This is a genomic window from Streptomyces niveus (genome assembly GCF_001723055.1).
Classification (GTDB): domain Bacteria; phylum Actinomycetota; class Actinomycetes; order Streptomycetales; family Streptomycetaceae; genus Streptomyces; species Streptomyces niveus.
On sequence record NZ_MDCR01000191.1, the window covers coordinates 1 to 16,766 of the forward strand.

At 70.2% G+C, this 16,766-nt stretch carries 17 protein-coding genes; 15 read left to right on the top strand and 2 right to left on the bottom strand.

Annotation, left to right across the window (positions count from 1 at the left end; all coding sequences use genetic code 11):
- Positions 1-888, bottom strand: an 888-nt coding sequence (locus BHU15_RS22260; RefSeq protein ID WP_255293182.1) for a nitronate monooxygenase, incomplete at its 3' end; no start/stop codon positions are given.
- Positions 889-1,542: 654 nt separating this feature from the next.
- Between BHU15_RS22260 and BHU15_RS22265 the strand changes: the two genes are divergently transcribed.
- The 15 genes from BHU15_RS22265 to BHU15_RS22335 all read left to right on the top strand — a co-directional run bounded on the left by BHU15_RS22265 (position 1,543) and on the right by BHU15_RS22335 (position 15,460).
- Positions 1,543-2,106, top strand: a complete 564-nt coding sequence (locus BHU15_RS22265) for a methylated-DNA--[protein]-cysteine S-methyltransferase (RefSeq protein WP_069628821.1) — start codon at positions 1,543-1,545, stop codon at positions 2,104-2,106.
- A gap of 36 nt (positions 2,107-2,142) precedes the next feature.
- The gene (locus tag BHU15_RS22270; protein WP_069628822.1) at positions 2,143-2,628 is read left to right on the top strand and encodes an RNA polymerase sigma factor; all 486 of its coding nucleotides are present in this window, start codon (positions 2,143-2,145) and stop codon (positions 2,626-2,628) included.
- The gene (locus BHU15_RS22275; protein ID WP_079128301.1) at positions 2,625-3,263 is read left to right on the top strand and encodes a methylated-DNA--[protein]-cysteine S-methyltransferase; all 639 of its coding nucleotides are present in this window, start codon (positions 2,625-2,627) and stop codon (positions 3,261-3,263) included. The genes BHU15_RS22270 and BHU15_RS22275 overlap by 4 nt, the downstream gene beginning before the upstream one ends.
- 125 nt (positions 3,264-3,388) lie before the next feature.
- Positions 3,389-4,141, top strand: coding sequence for a S1 family peptidase (locus BHU15_RS22280; RefSeq protein WP_069628823.1), 753 nt, complete (start codon positions 3,389-3,391; stop codon positions 4,139-4,141).
- A gap of 168 nt (positions 4,142-4,309) precedes the next feature.
- Positions 4,310-4,768 carry a nuclear transport factor 2 family protein gene (locus BHU15_RS22285; protein ID WP_069628824.1) on the top strand — a complete coding sequence of 153 codons (459 nt, stop codon included), beginning with the start codon at positions 4,310-4,312 and terminating at the stop codon, positions 4,766-4,768.
- Between the two features lie 591 nt (positions 4,769-5,359).
- The gene (locus tag BHU15_RS22290; RefSeq protein ID WP_135071917.1) at positions 5,360-6,760 is read left to right on the top strand and encodes an ATP-binding protein; all 1,401 of its coding nucleotides are present in this window, start codon (positions 5,360-5,362) and stop codon (positions 6,758-6,760) included.
- A gap of 2 nt (positions 6,761-6,762) precedes the next feature.
- Complete coding sequence (locus BHU15_RS22295) at positions 6,763-7,176, top strand: roadblock/LC7 domain-containing protein (protein ID WP_069628826.1); 414 nt, start codon at positions 6,763-6,765, stop codon at positions 7,174-7,176.
- Positions 7,173-7,553 (top strand): DUF742 domain-containing protein, encoded by a 381-nt coding sequence (locus BHU15_RS22300; RefSeq protein ID WP_023536771.1) that lies wholly within the window; start codon positions 7,173-7,175, stop codon positions 7,551-7,553. The genes BHU15_RS22295 and BHU15_RS22300 overlap by 4 nt, the downstream gene beginning before the upstream one ends.
- The gene (locus BHU15_RS22305) at positions 7,525-8,145 is read left to right on the top strand and encodes a GTP-binding protein (RefSeq protein WP_069628827.1); all 621 of its coding nucleotides are present in this window, start codon (positions 7,525-7,527) and stop codon (positions 8,143-8,145) included. Before BHU15_RS22300 ends, BHU15_RS22305 begins: the two co-directional genes overlap by 29 nt.
- The gene (locus BHU15_RS22310; RefSeq protein ID WP_069628828.1) at positions 8,142-9,452 is read left to right on the top strand and encodes a cytochrome P450 family protein; all 1,311 of its coding nucleotides are present in this window, start codon (positions 8,142-8,144) and stop codon (positions 9,450-9,452) included. The genes BHU15_RS22305 and BHU15_RS22310 overlap by 4 nt, the downstream gene beginning before the upstream one ends.
- Before the next feature lie 147 nt (positions 9,453-9,599).
- The gene (locus tag BHU15_RS22315; RefSeq protein ID WP_069628829.1) at positions 9,600-10,682 is read left to right on the top strand and encodes a polyprenyl synthetase family protein; all 1,083 of its coding nucleotides are present in this window, start codon (positions 9,600-9,602) and stop codon (positions 10,680-10,682) included.
- A 47-nt stretch (positions 10,683-10,729) separates the two neighbouring features.
- Entirely contained in the window at positions 10,730-12,328 is a 1,599-nt protein-coding gene (locus BHU15_RS22320) for a prenyltransferase/squalene oxidase repeat-containing protein (RefSeq protein ID WP_069628841.1), read from the top strand.
- A gap of 36 nt (positions 12,329-12,364) precedes the next feature.
- Positions 12,365-13,696 carry a cytochrome P450 gene (locus tag BHU15_RS22325; RefSeq protein ID WP_255293184.1) on the top strand — a complete coding sequence of 444 codons (1,332 nt, stop codon included), beginning with the start codon at positions 12,365-12,367 and terminating at the stop codon, positions 13,694-13,696.
- Positions 13,693-14,661: a terpene synthase family protein gene (locus BHU15_RS22330; protein WP_069628831.1), complete on the top strand. Its 969-nt coding sequence runs from the start codon at positions 13,693-13,695 to the stop codon at positions 14,659-14,661. The genes BHU15_RS22325 and BHU15_RS22330 overlap by 4 nt, the downstream gene beginning before the upstream one ends.
- A 13-nt stretch (positions 14,662-14,674) precedes the next feature.
- Positions 14,675-15,460 (top strand): AraC family transcriptional regulator, encoded by a 786-nt coding sequence (locus BHU15_RS22335; protein ID WP_107422908.1) that lies wholly within the window; start codon positions 14,675-14,677, stop codon positions 15,458-15,460.
- Here the strand turns inward: BHU15_RS22335 and BHU15_RS22340 are convergent.
- Complete coding sequence (locus BHU15_RS22340; protein ID WP_069628833.1) at positions 15,457-16,734, bottom strand: alpha-L-fucosidase; 1,278 nt, start codon at positions 16,732-16,734, stop codon at positions 15,457-15,459. The genes BHU15_RS22335 and BHU15_RS22340 overlap by 4 nt on opposite strands.
- Positions 16,735-16,766 lie beyond the last annotated feature (32 nt).

Consider the following 16,766-nt stretch of genomic DNA (forward strand, 5'->3'; position numbering starts at 1 on the left):
CTGCGCGACGGGCAGCCGGGTGCCGAGTGCGCGCGCGCCGGCAGACCCGGCGGCCAGCGCGGCGGCGGGCGTGTCGTCGGTGAACGCGTCGGCGATGGCGGTTCCGATGCCGCGTACGGCTTCGGCCACCGTGGTCCAGCGCTCGGCGAAGGAGGCGGCGAGGAAGGCGTCCTGGCCGAGCGGGACGAACTGGGTACGCAGATCGTCCGAGCCGATCCTGGCGGTGAACTCGGCTTTGTCCGAGGGGAGTTCGGGAGCACCGGGGCCCCGGCGGCGCAGCACCCGCACCCCGTGGTGCCGTACGGTCTCCGACCCGTCGAGCCCGGCGAGGACCGCGGTGAGTTCGGTCGGCAGCCCGGCCTCGTCGAACAGCGCGAGCTGGGTGTCGAGTACGACGCCGGCCGCGCCTCCGGCGACGGTGGCGGCGGCGCTGTGCGGTCCGATACCGCCGCAGGCCCAGGCGGGGAGGTCCAGGGCGGGTTCGGCGAGCACCTGCTGGAGGAGAACGAAGGTGCTCAGCTCACCCGCGCGTCCGCCGCTCTCCGAGCCACGCACGATCAATCCGGCGGCACCGGCCTCGGCGGCGCTCAACGCCTCGGCGAGGCTGGTGACTTCGGCCAGGACACGGCGGCCGGCGAACTCGGCGGGGGAGCGCGCGGGGTCGGCGAGCAGCACCGTGTCCACGAGTTCGGGCAGCTCGCCCGCGGTGACCGAACAGCCTTCACGTATCCGGACCCCGAACGGCACGGACGACCAGCGGCAGGTGCGGTCGAGGAGATCGGCCACCTCCCGGGGGTCGGCGGGGGGCAGTTCGAGGACACCGACCGCGCCGGTGGCGGCGGCTGTGGCGGTCAGACGTGGGGACGGCCGGTGCAGAGGGTTGATCACGATGACCGAATGCGGCAGGGAAAAGTCGTTGGACCAGAAAGGTCCCGGAGTCCGCATGAACTCTCCAGATACGTGGGGCAGTTGTGGGGATTGGCAGTTAAGTGGCCGCGCTTCCCCAGAGTCAACCGATCGCAGAGAGTCACCAGTGCGAATCATCGCACTGGTGTGCGACTTTCGCGTGAGGCTGATTCCGGCAGACCGGAGGTTAGGGGACGTTTTTCGTGTGCGTCATCCGTGGATCATGTCGTTGATATCGACGTGACATGCGCACGGAACGTTCGACGTACTTGAGCGTCCGACGCTGTGCCTCAGATCACAATAACTTTCTCGATAGGTGTCCGGTTCCGGCCTTATGGCTACGCAGAGTGAGTCGACTCCGCTGGGCGGTCCCGTTGGCCCTCAAGGACGAGTTTCGGCAGTTCAGCGGCGTGAAATAGCCCTCCAGGGCACCGATGGAAGCCGTCTTTCGCGGCGTTTCAACACTCAATGTCCACGGAGAGACAAAAGTTTTGGCGACGGAGCGCAGCCGGGAACCGGGCGCCCGACCGCCGCGAAATACCTCCCTCCGCGACCTCACATTCCTCCGCTCCCGCGCGTCTACCCACTGAACAGGGACGTCCGGACAGGGACGTCGCACAGAAGGAGGCCGGGATCATGACCGACATCGGACAGCCCGCGAACACGCGGAAGCGGGACGATACGGGCTCGGACACCCGCCACGCGATCGTCGAGACGTCACTCGGCGGCCTCACCGTGGTGGCGTCGGGCGACGCGCTCACCGGTCTGTACTTCCCGCACCACTGGTACCTGCCGCCCGTGGAAAGCCTGGGCCGACGCGTCGCCGTGACGGACGACGCGCTGCTGACCCTGGCCGCGACCCAGCTGGACGAGTATCTGAACGGCGACCGCACCACCTTCGACCTGCCGACGCGGACGAACGGGGACGCCTTCCAGGAGCGGGTCTGGGCGATGCTCCGGGAGATCCCGTTCGGCGAGACCACCACCTACGGCGAACTGGCCGAACGCCTCGGGAACAAGGCGCTCGCGCAGTCCGTGGGCCAGGCCGTCGGACACAACCCGCTCTCCATCATCGTGGCCTGCCACCGGGTGGTCGGCAGCAACGGAAAACTCACGGGCTTCGCCGGCGGCCTGAAGCGCAAGCAGCGCCTTCTGGAGATCGAGGAGCCCGAGACGGTGAAGGCGGCCAGGCTCTTCTGACCAGGGAACACGTACACCGGGAAGAGAATGACGGCCATGAAGAAGCCCTTTGAGCGGGTGGTCGAGGAACACGCGGCCAGCGTGCTCCGTGTGTGCCGGGCGGTGGTCGGCGTCCACGACGCCGACGACGCCTGGTCGGAGACCTTCCTCGCGGCGATGCGCGCCTACCCGGACCTGCCGGACGACGCCAACGTGGAGGCGTGGCTGGTGACCGTCGCCCACCGCAAGGCCATCGACATCACCCGCGCCGGACAGCGGCACGCCGTCCCCGTCGCGGACCTGCCCGAGCGGCCGTCGGCCGACGGGCTGCCGGACGAGAGCGACCCCGACCTCTGGCGGGCCGTCAAGGCGCTCCCCGAGAAACAACGGCAGGCGGTGGCGTACCACCACTTCGCCGGACTGCCCTACCGGGAGGTCGCGCGGATCGTCGGCGGCACCCCCGAGGCGGCCCGCCGCGCCGCGTCCGACGGCATCAAGGCACTCAGAACCACCCTCTCGCTGAAAGGAGCGACAACGCCATGAAGGACCGCACCGGCAGCACCCGCACCACCGGCGACCCGGACCTCTCCACCCTCGTCGACCGCGCCACCGTCGACCCCGAGGCCCTCGCCCGGCTGCACACCAGGCTGGAGGACGCCGCGGCCCGCGACGGCCTGCTGGACGTGGCGTACACCGTCGTGGACAGCCCCGTCGGCCGGCTCCTGCTCGCCGCCACCGAGAAGGGCCTGGTCCGCGTGGCCTTCCACAACCAGGACCACGACAAGGTGCTCGACGACCTGGCGGGCACGCTGAGCCCGCGCGTACTGCGCGCCCCGAAACGCCTGGACGACGTGGCCCGCGAACTCGACCAGTACTTCAGCGGCGCGCGCAGGACGTTCGACCTGCCGCTCGACCTGTCGCTCTCGCACGGATTCCGGCAACTGGTGCAACGTCACCTCCCGGAGATCGCCTACGGACGGACCCTCAGTTACGGCGAGGTCGCCCGGCTCGTCGGCAACCCGAAGGCGGTACGCGCCGTCGGCACGGCCTGCGCGACCAACCCGCTGCCCGTCGTCGTCCCCTGCCACCGCGTGCTGCGCGCCGACGGAACGCTTGGCGGGTACGCGGGCGGCGCCGCCGCCAAGTCCGTCCTTCTGGACCTGGAGTCCGCCGCCTGACAACCACTCGGGCCCCACGCGGCCGATAGCGGCCGAATGGCGTCTTTCCCACTGACGCATCCCTCCCCGGGCCCCCACAATGGCAGGCCCATGACATGTCATGACCGGGAAAACGGGGAGGGAACATGAATCCGACCACGCGTCCGCACCGCACCGAGAGACCGTTCCGCAGAGCCTTCCGCACGGCCGCGTCCGCCGTCGCGGCACTGACCCTGCTGCTCGGCTGGTTCACCGCGACCGGCTCGGCGGCGTACGCCCAGGACTCCGGCGCGTCCGCCACCACCGCCGGCAAGGCGGTCGAGATACGCGGCGGGAGCGTCATCTACAGCAACGCCGGCACCCGCTGCACCGTCGGCTTCAACGCCAGGAGCGGTGCCACCTACTACGGCCTGGTGTCGGGCCGCTGCGCCCAGGGCGCCACCAACTGGTACGCCGACGCCGCCCTCAGCGTATTCGTCGGCACCACCGCCGGATCGAGCTTCCCGGTCAACGACTACGCGCTCATCCGCTACACCACCGGCACGGCGGTCACCTTCCCCGGCGAGGTCGCCCTCGGCGGCAGCGGCGTCCAGGACATCACCGGCGCCGCGAACCCGAGCGTCGGCCAGTCCCTGTGCCACGTCGGCCGGACCACCGGAGTCCGCTGCGGCACCGTCAACGGCGTCAACGTCACCGTCAACTACCCCGAAGGCGTCGTGAGCGGCCTGTTCAGGTCCAACATCTGCTCCGAGCCCGGCGACGTCGGCGGCCCCGCCTTCTCCGGCGGCACCGCACTGGGCATCATCGTCGCGTCGAGCGGCAACTGCTCCTCGGGCGGCACCACCTTCTACCAGCCCGTCGTGGAATGGCTCGCGGTCTACGGACTGTCCCTCTACTAGGGGTGCCGCGAAGAACCCCGGTGGGGAACAGGGGCGGCGCTCCCGCGTGACGTCGCCCCTCCCCGCAACGGTGGCACGAGGATCCTGCCGCGGCCGTGGACCGTGTCCGTGACGGTCGTTTCCTAGACTGACGGCCAGTCGAGGAGCACCGTCGTCAGGAGATGGCCCATGACCGTCCGCCCGCCCGTACCGCCGTTCGACCGCGCCGCCGCCCTGACGAAGGTGCAGGCCGCCGAGGACGCCTGGAACACCCGCGACCCGGAGCGCGTCGCCGGCGCGTACACGGCGGATTCCGTCTGGCGCAATCGCGACACCTTCGTCACCGGCCGGGCGGCGATCGTCGAGTTCCTGCGCGACAAGTGGTCGCGCGAACGCGACTACGCGCTCCGCAAGAACCTGTGGGCGTTCGACGGCGACCGGATCGCGGTGCGGTTCCAGTACGAGTGCCGCGACAACACGGGCCAGTGGTGGCGCAGTTACGGCAACGAGCTGTGGGAGTTCGACGAGAACGGGCTGATGCGGCGCCGCGAGGCCAGCATCAACGACGCGCGGATCGAGGAGTCCGAACGCCGGATCACCGGCCCCCGCCCCGAGAGCGAGCACGGGGTCGAGTTCCCGATCCGATGACGATCCGTTGACGAGCCACCTGTTCTGAGCCGCGCGGGTCACGATCCGACCTCTGTACCCCGCCGCGCGGCGGTCGCAGGAAGCGGTACGAAGGTGGTCATCTCCGTACGGGTGCACGCTCCGCCCGTTCCGGTGGCGTGGACGCGCTCATCCTCACAACCGCTCGCGATCGGCCAATTTTCTGGCAGCGGTTGCTCCCCACCTGGCACTATTTCTTCCGTCAAGATCATCGCGGGGTGTGTACTCGCGCTGTGAGTTGGCGGCCAACTCCCCTAAACTGACTCCGCTTTGGCGTGAACCCCCACCGCGGCACAGCAGCATTGACGGCGGAGGTTCCTGCGTCGCCCTATGTCAGGCATGGAGAGACACCCGATGTACATGAGCGATCGTCACCGGTCGAGCACCTGTGCGTCGGAGACCCTCCGCGTCCCGGCAGTTCCGCGACTCCGTCTCTCCGCCGTCCCGAATCCGCGGCGCTGTGGCTCGCCAGGCCTCCGCCTCCACCCGGCGTACACCACTTCACTGGCGGGGAAGGCCGACAGCGTCGTCGCCCCCGCACGTTCCCCCCTCGACCCCTAGGACCCTTTTTCCGTGACCTCTCCCTCAGAACCCGCCCTCGCGCTGGGCGCCGTGACCGTTGTCATGGCCGTCGTCGCGCTGCTGCTGGCTCTCTCCCGTCGCAAACAGGTGCGACGGTGCAGAGAGATGGACGCGGCGTTGAAGAGCGCCGAGGCGCGCAAGCGCTACGCCGAATCACGCACCCAGGACCTGGAGGCCCACGAGGAGCGGTTCCGCGCCGAGGTGGGCCATCTCGTCTCCGCCCGGCTGCCGGCCCTCGCGCTCAACCTGATCAGCTCTCACCACCCCATTCCCGGGCTGCTCCAGGAGAAGGCGGCGGGTCCCGAGGACGCGGAGCTGCTCGACTCCGTACTCACCCGGGTCTCGGAGATCGTCCTGAAGGAGCGGCGTCGGGTGGACGCCGCCGCCAGGGCCGCGCTGCGCGGCGCGAGCCAGGACTCGCAGGCGCTGTCGTACCGGCTCCAGTCGGAACTCGACGGGCTCCAGCGGGAGTTCACCGGGTCGCGGCATCTGACTCACCGGATGCTCGCCGCCGACCACCTGAACGAGCAGAATCTGCGGCTCATCCAGCGCACCGCCATCGTGTGCGGCGCATGGCCGGGTCACGTGCGCAAGGACACGTACGTCGCCGAGATCGTCACCGGCGCCTCGTCCCGTCTGCGCGGCTTCGACCGGATCAAGATCAACTCTCGAATAGCCACCAACGTCGGGATCGTCGGGCGTGCCGCCGAGCCCATCGCGGTGGTCTGCGCGGAGCTGATGGCCAACGCACTGGAGCACTCCCGTGACGACCTCGCGGTGGACGTCAGCCTGATCCAGACCGGCAACGGCAACGTCAGCATCACCGTCGACGACGCCGGCAAGGGCATGACCGCGGAAGCGGCCGCGCGCGGCGTACGGCTGGTGTCGGCCGACAGCCAGGACGTCATGCTCACCGAGCTGGGCGATCCGCCGTCCCAAGGGTTCGTCGCCATCGGCCGTCTCGTCGCCGACTACGGCTTCCATGTCTCCGTCGACAATCCCTCTCCCTATGGCGGGGTGCGCGCTGTGGTGACCATTCCCCCGAACCTGCTCGCCTCGATCGACGAGGAGGCCGAGCCGCCGTCCGCGATGGCTCCCCAGCCCGCTGTGGCACCGAAGGCGGAGCGGCGGCCCGCCACGGTCGCGGCATCCGTCACCGGTCACGGAACCGATCCCGCCACCGAGGCGGGCGACGAGAAGCCGAGCACCCCCGCACCGGACGGTGCGGACGGTCTGCCGCAGCGTCGTCGCCGCGGGCCCGCGGCGACCGCCGGACTCGCCGCTCCCACATACCGTGCCCCGGACCCGGAGCGGTCTCTCAAAGCCTGGAGTGAATTCCAGGACGGCCTCGACAGCGGCCGAACCGGTTCTGATTCGGAGGAAACACAGTGACCATGCCCGACGGTGCGAACGAGACCTGGTACCTGGCCCCCATCACTGAGATTCCAGGAGTCCGCCACGCCCTGCTCATGACCCTCGACGGGATGGTCCAGGCGAGGTCCGAGAACCTTTCGGCCGACGACGCGGACGGTGTGGCCGCGATGACCTCCGCCCTGCACGCCGCCTCGCGCGCCGCCGTCATCCCGGCGCTGGGAGCCGCTGCCGACACCCCCATCGAGACCGTCACCGTGAAGGTCGCCGAGGGGACCTACATGGTGATGCCGGCCGGCGCCAACACGCTGATCGCCGCCGCGGGCGACGATTCGATGCACATGGGCGTCGTCGTCCACATGATGGCGCGTCAGGCGAAGAAGCTCGGGGAGCAGCACATGTCTGTCTCCGCGCGTAGCCACGACGGCGCGTCATGAGCCGAGGACAGCACCAGCGGCGTCTGCTGCCCGCGTATCTGGCGACCGGCGCCGGCAGCGCTCCCCTGCCCAGCACCCTCGACACGCTGACGGCCCTGCGGGCCAGCGGAGTTCCGCTCGCCGCGTACCACACACCGGTGCATCGCCGGGTGGTCGAGCTGGTGTCGGGTGGTTCCCTCACCGCCGTGGAGATAGCCGCCTATCTCTCGCTGCCGGCCAGTGTCGGGCTGATGCTCGCCGAACAGCTCGTCAGTGACGGCTTGTTAAAGGCCAGTGTGCCCATCCCGGATGCCCTCGCCCCCTCACGCGCGGGACGGCCGTCGCTTCAACTCATGGAAGAGGTGCTGAATGGACTCCAGTCCCTCCGCGTCGCCTGACCCGCGGCCGGTGTACCTCCCCGAGGGGGACCACCAGCGAGTCAAGATCCTGGTGGCGGGTCCTCTCGGTGTCGGCAAGACGACCGCCATCAGGACGCTCTCCCAGATCCCCACGCTGCACACCGACGAAGTCATGACGGACGCGGCGGCCGGAGCCGACGATCTCTCATTCGTCGGCCTGCGGGACAAGACGACCACGACGGTCGCCATCGACTTCGGCCGTCTGACTCTTCCCGGCGACCGCGTCGTGCTGTATCTGTACGGAACTCCCGGTCAGCGCCGCTTCCTTCCGCTGTGGGAGGGCATCGCCTTCGGGGCTCTCGGCGCGCTCGTCCTGGTCGACACCCGGCGCCTGGACGAATCCTTCGAGGTGATGGATCTGATTGAAGAGCGCGGTTTGCCGTACGCCGTGGCGGTCAATACCTTCCCTGACTCACCTGACTACGACCTGGAGATCGTGCGCAAGAAGCTCGACCTCGCCCCGGACACCCCGCTGGTCACCTGTGATGCCCGCGAGATGGACAGCAGCCTCAACTCACTCATCGCACTGACAGCCCATTCCATAGCATCTGCCGGAGTCGGAGCCTCGTGAGCATCACACCCTCAACCGCCACAGCCGTGCGCCTGTACGGGCCCGAGCACGCGGCCGATCCTCAGCGCAGCTATGAACTGCTGCGCCGTCAGGGGCCGGTGGGCCTCGCCGAGATCGACACCGGTCTTGTCGTCCACCTGGTCACCGACTACGAGGCGGCGATCAATCTCTTGCAGGACACGGACACCTGGTCCAAGGACACCCGCCCCTGGCTGGGTCAGGTTCCGGAGCACAGCACGATCAGGCCCCTGGTGGAGTGGCGGCCCAGTCTCCTCTTCGCCGACGGCGACGAGCACGCGCACCTGCGCAAGGTCATCACCGACAGTTTCGCCCTCCTCGACCCCAACGACGTCCGCGTCCTGACGTTCCGTCATGCCGACCGTCTGCTCCAGGACTTCGCGGACACCGGCACGGTTGACCTCGTCGGCCAGTACGCGCATCAGCTCCCGTTGATGGTCTTCAACGGCCTGTTCGGCATGGGCGACGAACACGGTCCCCGGCTGGTGGGCGCGCTCACCGCCATGATGGACACCGATCCCGAACGCAAGGCGGCCGGCGCCCAGTCGTTCGGCGCCTACCTGGGGACGCTGTACCAGACCAAGGCCGCCCAGCGCGGCCACGATCTGACGTCCTGGTTCATCGACCACCCCAACGGGCTGAGCCAGGAGGAGGCGATCAACCAGATCATCATCACCCTCGGCGCGGGGAACGAGCCGACGGCCAATCTCATCGCCAACACCTGCGTGCGGATGCTGAGCGACGACCGGTACTTCGGCACGCTCACCACCGGAAGTCTCCCTGTGCAGCACGCCATTGACGACGCGCTGTGGTACGACTCGCCGCTGGCGAACTTCAGCTTCCACTTCCCGAAGAAGGACGTCACGTTCTACGGCACGCGCATTCCCGTCGGCTCCCCGGTGATGGTCTCGTACGCCGCCGCCAACACCTGCCCCCACTCGGGGGTACCGGCCGACGGGTACCGCTCAGGCACCAAGGCGCATCTGGCGTTCGCCGCCGGGCCGCACGCCTGTCCCGCCCGTTCTCTCGCCCTGCTGATCGCGACGGCCGCGATCGAACGGCTTGCCAGCTATCTGCCGGACATCGAACTCGCCGTCGCTCCTGAAGAGCTGACGTATCGCGACGGGCCCATCCACCGGACGCTCACGTCGCTGCCCGCCCGGTTCACTCCGCTGACCCCCGACGCCGAAGGCGTCACCCCGTGGAGCCGCAGCTCCACCGGTCCGGAGACGGAATCGGACTCGCCGTCCCTGGTGACGGCGGGCCGCGGGTCGGTGAGATCTTCGTAACCTGTTCCCACACCGTGTCGCGGTGGTGCCGTCGGCCGTAGTCCAGCACCACCGCGACATCTGTGCGGAAAGCAGTGTCCTGGCCGCGTCCTCTGCCCGACCGGAATCGCCACACACGGTTCTCGACCGAAAGGGGATCAATCACCGATGGCAAAAACCTGTCCCACCACGAGTCTGCCGGACCTCCCGTCCGTACGGCACGAGGTGAGTACCGCTCTCACCGGATTCCTCGACGCCAAAGACCAGGCCGCGCCCGGAACCGAGCTGCTCTATCTGACCACCACCCTGCGCGCCTTCCTCACCAGCGGGAAACGGCTGCGATCCGTGCTGTGCGTCTACGGATGGCAAGCCGCGGGAGGGGACGGAGAGTTGACGGCCGCCATCCGCGCCGCCGCCAGCCTTGAACTCTTCCAAGTCTTCGCCCTGGTGCATGACGACGTCATGGATGACAGCGATGTCAGACGCGGCCAGCCGTCCGCACACCGGGCACTGGCCACCGCGTACACCGACAGCGGCGGTCCCCAGGGCCGCGCGGAGGCGCACGGACTGGGCGCGGCGGTCCTCCTCGGAGACCTGGCGCTCGTGTGGTCCGACGAACTCCTCCACTCGGCGGTCCTCGACCCGGGCAGGCTCGCCGACGTCCTGCCTCTGGTGGCCGAGATGCGCAGCGAGCTGATGTACGGCCAGCTCCTGGACCTCCAGACCACCGGCCGGCTGACCGGCGACGTCGAGACGGCGCTGCACATCATCCGCTACAAGACCGCCAAGTACACCGTCGAACGGCCCCTCCACATCGGGGCGGCGGTGGCCGGAGCCGGCGCGCCCGTGCTCGACGCCTGCACCGCCTTCGGCATCCCGCTGGGAGAAGCGTTTCAGCTGCGCGACGACCTGCTCGGCGTGTTCGGCGATCCCGCCGAGACCGGCAAATCGATTCTGGACGATCTGCGCGAGGGCAAGGGCACCGTACTGATGGCACTCGCCGTCCAACGGGCCTCTTCCGCCGAGCGCAAGACCCTGCGGGCCCTCGTCGGCCGGAGCGACCTCGACGAGGATCTGGCCGCCGAGGTCCGCGCCATCCTCGAATCCACCGACGCGCGGCGGACGGTGGAAGAGATGATCACCGAACGCCGGGACGCGGCCTTCGCCGCGCTGGACGACGCGCCCTTCCCGGCGGCGGCCGTCGCCCAACTGCGCCAGATCGCACTGGTCGCCACGGAGCGGCAGACATGACCGCCCGCCCGAACCCCGTCACCGCAACCGTGAGGTCGGACATACCCATGAGCGACACGGTCGTCAGCACGACCTACTCCGAACAGGCCGCACACCTGGTGGCCAGGATCGACCAGGACGGGCTGGGCAGCGTCCGCCCCTCCCTGTACGAGACCGCCCGGGTCATCTCGGCCGCCCCCTGGCTGCCCGGGGAGCCACGCCGGCTCGCGTACCTGCTGGACGAGCAGGCACCCGACGGGAGTTGGGGAGAGGGACCGGAGCGCTACCGCCTCCTGCCGACGCTCAGCGGCGTCGAAGCCGCGCTGGCGGTCCTGCGGCGGGGCGCCACGCCCACGGAGACGGCCCGCCGGGTCGCCGACGCGGTGGACAGGGGTCTCGGCGCGCTGCGCGCGCTGCCCCGGTCGGGACCGTGGCCCGACACCGCGGCGGCCGAGATCCTCGTCCCCGGACTGGTCGCGAAGATCCACGAGCAGATCGCCCGGATCGCGGAGGACGGGACACCGGCCCTCGACGGATGGCGCCCGGGACCCGGCCCCGCGCTCCCCGGCGGCTACGACGAGGCCCTGCCCGCGTACGTGGCCAAGCGGTACGCCTCGGTGGGCAGCCTTCCCGTCAAGTTCCACCACACGTTCGAAGGGATCGCCGGGTATCTGCCGCCGGCCCTCATACCCGACGTCCCCGACCTGCTGGGCAGTTCGCCGGCCGCCACCGCCGCCCGGGCCGCCACAGCCTCGTCGGCGCCCCCCGCCGGAACCGTCGCGGCCCTCGAATCCGTCGCGGAGCGCTACGCGGGTAGCTTCCCCGAGGCGGCCCCGATTCTCGTCTTCGAGCGCCTGTGGGTCGCCGCCGCGCTGGCCCACACCCACCTGCCGGCCGCCGCCCTGCCCACCGTCCGGCGCTGGGCCGCCGACATCTACGACCCGCGGGGAGTACGCGGTGCGCCGGGGCTCATGAAGGACGCCGATGACACCGCCATGGCGGTGCTGGTCTCCTCACTGGTCGGCCTGGAGCACACCCTCGAACCGCTCGACCAGTTCCACAACGGCAGTCACTACGACTGCTACATAGGCGAGGACACCGGGTCCATCACCGCCAACGCCCACGCCCTCCAGGCGCTCGGCGGCTACCAGCGCCGCAACCCCGAGACACAGCACATCTACGGTCCCCGCACGGACAAACTGCGCGACTGGCTCATCGACCAGCAGCGGCCCGAAGGCCCCTGGCCCGACAAGTGGCACGCCTCCCCCTACTACGCCACCGCGCGAAGCGTGGCCGCGCTCACGCGATTCGGCGGAGGCCACGCGGCCACCGCCGTCGAGACCGCCGTGACCTGGGCCCTCGACACCCAGCGCGACGACGGCTCCTGGGGAGTGTGGGGCGGGACCGCGGAAGAGACCGCGTACGCCGTACAGATCCTGCTGTCCACCTCCACGCACCGGCCGCAGCACACCCGGGCGCTGCACCGCGCCGAGACGTACCTGGGCGACTCGGCCGGCTCCGGCCGCCACCCGGCCCTGTGGCACGACAAAACCCTGTACGCCCCGGACGCCATGATCGAGGCGGAGATACTGGCGGCGCGGCAGACGCTGCGCACCAGGCACGACCTGAACCGGCGAGTCACCACCCCCATACACGCGGAAAAGTAGGGCAGACCCATGTCGAACAGTGGACACGTGCCACCCATGGCGCCCGGGAAGCTCCCGCTCGTCGGACACGCCATACCCCTGATCAAGGACCGCCTCGCCTTCATCCAGCGCCTGCGCACCCACGGCCCCGTCGTCCGCATCACCGTCGGCCCCAAGACGCTGACCGTCGTCAACTCGCCCGAGCTGATGCACAAGATGCTCACCAGCCAGGCCGACGAGTTCACCAAAGGGCTGCTCTTCGAGAAGCTGAAGCTCTTCGGGAAGGATGCCCTGCCCGTCGCGGAGGGCAAGCCGCACCTGCGCCGGCGCCGCCTCATGCAGCCGGCCTTCCACCGGCAGCAGATCGCCGGCTACGTCGACACCATGCGTACGGCCGTGGAGCCGTACGTCGCGAGCTGGGACGGCGGAACCCCGGTCGACGTGAAGACCGAGATGCAGCTCATGGCACAGGGCGTGGTCATGTCGGCCCTGTTCTCCGCGACGCCCCGACGGGCTCCCGCCGCCACGATCCTCAACAGCGTCGACACCGTCTTCAAGACCGCCATCCAGCGCGCCCTGCTGCCCATCTCCCTCCTGGAACGACTGCCCACCCGGCGCAACCGCAAGGCCGACGAGGCAAGCAGCGCGCTGCGTACCGCGGTCGCCGAGATCATCGCGGAACACCGGGCGCACCCCGACACGTACGACGACATCGTGTCGCTGCTCATGACCGCACAGGACGAGACCGGCGCGACGCTGCCCGACGACGAGATCCTCTCCGAGATCGTCGCGCTGCTCGCCGCGGGCTCCGAGACCACCGCGGTCGTCCTCTCCTGGCTCTTCCACGAACTGGGCCGCAACCCGGAGATGGAACGCCTGCTCCACGAGGAAGTCGACTCCGTGCTCGCCGAGGGGCCGCTCACCGCCGAGCGCCTTCCCCTTCTCGTCCACACCCGCAGGCTCGTCAGCGAGTCGCTGCGCATGTACAGCCCGGCGTGGCTGGTGACCCGGCAGGCCGTCTCGGACGTACGGCTCGGCGAGTTCACCCTGCCGGCCGGATCGGACGTGATCTGGAGCGCCTACGCGCTGCACCGGGACCCCGAGCTGTATCCCGACCCGCTGCGCTTCGACCCCGACCGCTGGCTCCCGGAGCGCCCCCAGCCGCCGAAGGGCGCCTTCGTCCCGTTCGGCTCCGGCAAACGCATGTGTATCGGGGACACGTTCGCCTGGACCGAGACCATCATCATCACCGCGCTGATCGCCTCCCGCTGGCGGCTGCGACCGACACCCGGCGCCGTACGACCGGTCGGAGCGATCTCCACGCACCCCTCATCCCTTCAGATGGTGCCCGAACTCAGGCACCACACGGTCGTGGGGAAGGCCCGATGAACGACGCGACCCGCACCAGCACGAACCCGCCCGTCCTGCCGATGCCCGACCTGCGTGACTCCTTCCCCGGGCCCTTCCCGGCCAGCGCCCACGCCGACGACATCGAACGGCACGCCACCCAGTGGCTCCGGACGTTCCCGCTCATCCGCTCGGAGCGCGCGCTGAGCGCGCTCACCCACATCACGGGCCAGGGGGTGGCCCGTACCTTCCCGACGGCCGGCCGCGACGAACTCTTCCTCTGCGCCGACCTCTTCCTGTGGCTCACCGCGTTCGACGACGCCCACGGCGAGGCCACCGGCGCCGCCGACCCGGCCCGTCTGCTCCGCACGACCAGCGAGTACGTCCATCTTCTCGCCGGGCACCACGAGCCACCGGGCGGCCCGAGCGTGTTCGGCGCCGCGCTGCGCGACCTCCTGGACCGTTACGGCGAACGAGCCACCCCCGCCCAGTACGCACGGCTCACCGCACACCTGCGGGACAACCTGTTCGGCATCCTCTGGGAGGCGCACCACCTCCACCGGCCCGACCGCGTCACCCTGCCCGACTACCGCGCGATGCGCCCGCACACCGTCTTCGTACGCACCGTCGTCGCCACGGCGGAGGTCATGCTGGGCTACGAACTGACCGAGCCGGACAGGTCGTCGGAGCCGGTCCGCGAACTGGAGACGGCGGTCGCCGACCTCGCCGGCTGGATCAACGACCTCGCCTCGTACGCCAAGGAGACGGCCCGCGACGGTTCGGCGACACTCGGCCTGCCCGCGCTGCTGATGCGCCGGCACGAGTGCGACCTCGAAGAAGCCTTCCGCCGCGCCTCCCGCATGTGCGAACAGCAGGCCGCCGTCGCCGCCGCCCGCATCGCCGAACTGACCGCGGGCGGGGGCTCGTTGGCCGATCACGCGCATGCCCTGCGGTCCGTCGCGTCCTCGTACGTCTGGCACATCGATGACTCCCGCTACCGGACCTAGGGCCTGTCCGGTGGTGAACCCGGTCGAGCTGCCGCTGGGCGCGCCGCCGCGCGTGCTGAACCTCGGGGTCGGCGTGCACGGGGTCACCTCGGACCGCGACGTGTTCCGGCTGCCCGGCCTCTGGCAGCTGCACGTCTACGGTTACGCGGCGGACCTGGCCGTCGACACCACGGCGTACGCGATACGTCCCGGGCGGGTCAGCGTCATCCCGCCCGGGAAGCGGGTCGAGTACCGTTACCGGGGCCGCTCGGAGCATCTGTACGCCCACTTCGAGCTGACCGGCGACGGCGAGCCGGCCCGCGTCCCGCTCATCCAGGACATGGGCGCCGAGGCCCCCGTACTCACCGACCTGCTCCACCGGGCCGTCGCCGCCACCGCGCACAGCCCGGCCCGGGTGACCGCCGAGGTGTGGGCCGCGCTCTGGCGCGTCGTGGACCTCGGCCGGCGGGGCACGGCCGGCCGGCCGCACGCCTGCGTCGAGGCGGCCGTGGCCCACATCGAGTCCCGGCTCCACGAACCCCTCACCGTCCCCGAGGTCGCCCGCGCCGCGGGCGTCTCGCACAACCACCTCATCCGGCTGTTCCACGCCCACCTGGACAGCACCGTGGTGGCGTACATCAGGGCGCGCCGTATGGCGCGGGCCCGGCATCTGCTGCGCGAGTCGACGCTGTCCCTGTCGGCGATCGCCGCGGCCGTGGGCATGACGGACCTTCAGGTGTTCAACAAGGCGTGCAGACGGGAACTGGGAGCGTCACCGCGCGCGGTGCGTGCCGGTGCCGGTGACCCGGACAGGCCCTAGACGCGGCCCGTTCCCTCGTACAGGTCAAGCTCCCCGTCGAGTTCGAGGGCGAGGACGGTGGCTTCGTCGTCCACGTCGGAGGCGGACGGGGCGTCGATCCACAGCACGCCCGGCACCTCGTGCAGCCCGCCGACGACCCGGTGCGCGAGTTCGGCGCCCGTGCCGAGGACGGTGACGCGCCTGACCGGCGTACGCAGTCCCCGTACCGCCACCGTCTCGCGGGGCGGGTCGAAGCAGACCAGATACAGGGTCCGCCGGTCCGCCGAGAGGGTGCTGGGGCCGTAGTGGTACCCCGGGGGCAGTCCGGCGACGGTGCCGTACACCGCCTCCTTGTGCCGGCCGATCCACGCGCCGAGACCTTCGAGGCGCGCGGTCTGCTCCGGGGTGATGGTGCCGTCCTCGCGCGGGCCGACGTTCAGCAGGAGGTTGCCGCCCATACCGATGGTCTCCGTGAAGTAACGCACCAGCTGGCGTACCGACTTGTGGTGGTGGTCGGTGTGCTGGAAGCCCCAGGAGTCGTTGACGGTCAGGCACAGCTCCCAGGGCCCGTCGGGGGCCCGGAGCGGTACGCCCTGTTCGGGAGTGGCGTAGTCGCCGTGGCTGAGCATCCGGGCGTTGAGGACCGTGTCCGGGTTCCCCGCGTGGATCCGCGCGGCCAGCACGTCCGTCCGCCACTGCTCCTCGGTCCGCTCCCACTCGCCGTCGAACCACAGCAGATCGGGCGCGAAGCGGTCGACCAACTCGCCCACCTGGGCGTCGCGGTAGTCCAGGTAGCGCCTCCAGGCCGCGGGATCCTCGACGCCGTCGGAGGGGGCGCTGAACGGGTTGGCGTTGATACCGGGGTCGTGCCGCGGTGGTTCGGGGTGCAGCACGCTCGCGTAGTCGGGATGGTTCCAGTCGGAGTGCGAGTAGTAGAGCCCGGCCTTCAGGCCCCGGGCGCGCAGCGCGTCGATGTACGGCGCGACCAGGTCGCGGCCCGCCGGGGTGTGCCGTACGACGTTCAGATCACCCTGGGCGGTGTCCCACAGGGCGACACCGTCGTGGTGACGGGCCGTCAGTACGGCATAGCCGGCGCCCGCTCGGGCGAACAGGTCGGCCCACGCGACGGGGTCGTACCGCGAGGCGGTGAAGCCGTCGAGCTGCTTCATGTAGCGGGCGTGCGGGACCTGCCCCAGGTAGAAGGACCAGGACTCGGGTACGCCGTCGACGGCGTAGATCCCGTAGTGGACGAAGATGCCGAGCTTGGCGTCGGGGAACCAGGGTTGCATGACCATGACGTCACGCTAGACCGGGCCTCGCCGGTCAC

Bases quoted from the DNA above. Each gene is read 5' to 3' on its own strand.
- BHU15_RS22265 (WP_069628821.1), top strand. From the start codon at position 1,543: ATGACCGACATCGGACAGCCCGCGAACACGCGGAAGCGGGACGATACG.
- BHU15_RS22270 (WP_069628822.1), top strand. From the start codon at position 2,143: ATGAAGAAGCCCTTTGAGCGGGTGGTCGAGGAACACGCGGCCAGCGTG.
- BHU15_RS22275 (WP_079128301.1), top strand. From the start codon at position 2,625: ATGAAGGACCGCACCGGCAGCACCCGCACCACCGGCGACCCGGACCTC.
- BHU15_RS22280 (WP_069628823.1), top strand. From the start codon at position 3,389: ATGAATCCGACCACGCGTCCGCACCGCACCGAGAGACCGTTCCGCAGA.
- BHU15_RS22285 (WP_069628824.1), top strand. From the start codon at position 4,310: ATGACCGTCCGCCCGCCCGTACCGCCGTTCGACCGCGCCGCCGCCCTG.
- BHU15_RS22295 (WP_069628826.1), top strand. From the start codon at position 6,763: ATGCCCGACGGTGCGAACGAGACCTGGTACCTGGCCCCCATCACTGAG.
- BHU15_RS22300 (WP_023536771.1), top strand. From the start codon at position 7,173: ATGAGCCGAGGACAGCACCAGCGGCGTCTGCTGCCCGCGTATCTGGCG.
- BHU15_RS22305 (WP_069628827.1), top strand. From the start codon at position 7,525: ATGGACTCCAGTCCCTCCGCGTCGCCTGACCCGCGGCCGGTGTACCTC.
- BHU15_RS22315 (WP_069628829.1), top strand. From the start codon at position 9,600: ATGGCAAAAACCTGTCCCACCACGAGTCTGCCGGACCTCCCGTCCGTA.
- BHU15_RS22320 (WP_069628841.1), top strand. From the start codon at position 10,730: ATGAGCGACACGGTCGTCAGCACGACCTACTCCGAACAGGCCGCACAC.
- BHU15_RS22325 (WP_255293184.1), top strand. From the start codon at position 12,365: ATGGCGCCCGGGAAGCTCCCGCTCGTCGGACACGCCATACCCCTGATC.
- BHU15_RS22330 (WP_069628831.1), top strand. From the start codon at position 13,693: ATGAACGACGCGACCCGCACCAGCACGAACCCGCCCGTCCTGCCGATG.
- BHU15_RS22340 (WP_069628833.1), bottom strand. From the start codon at position 16,734: ATGGTCATGCAACCCTGGTTCCCCGACGCCAAGCTCGGCATCTTCGTC.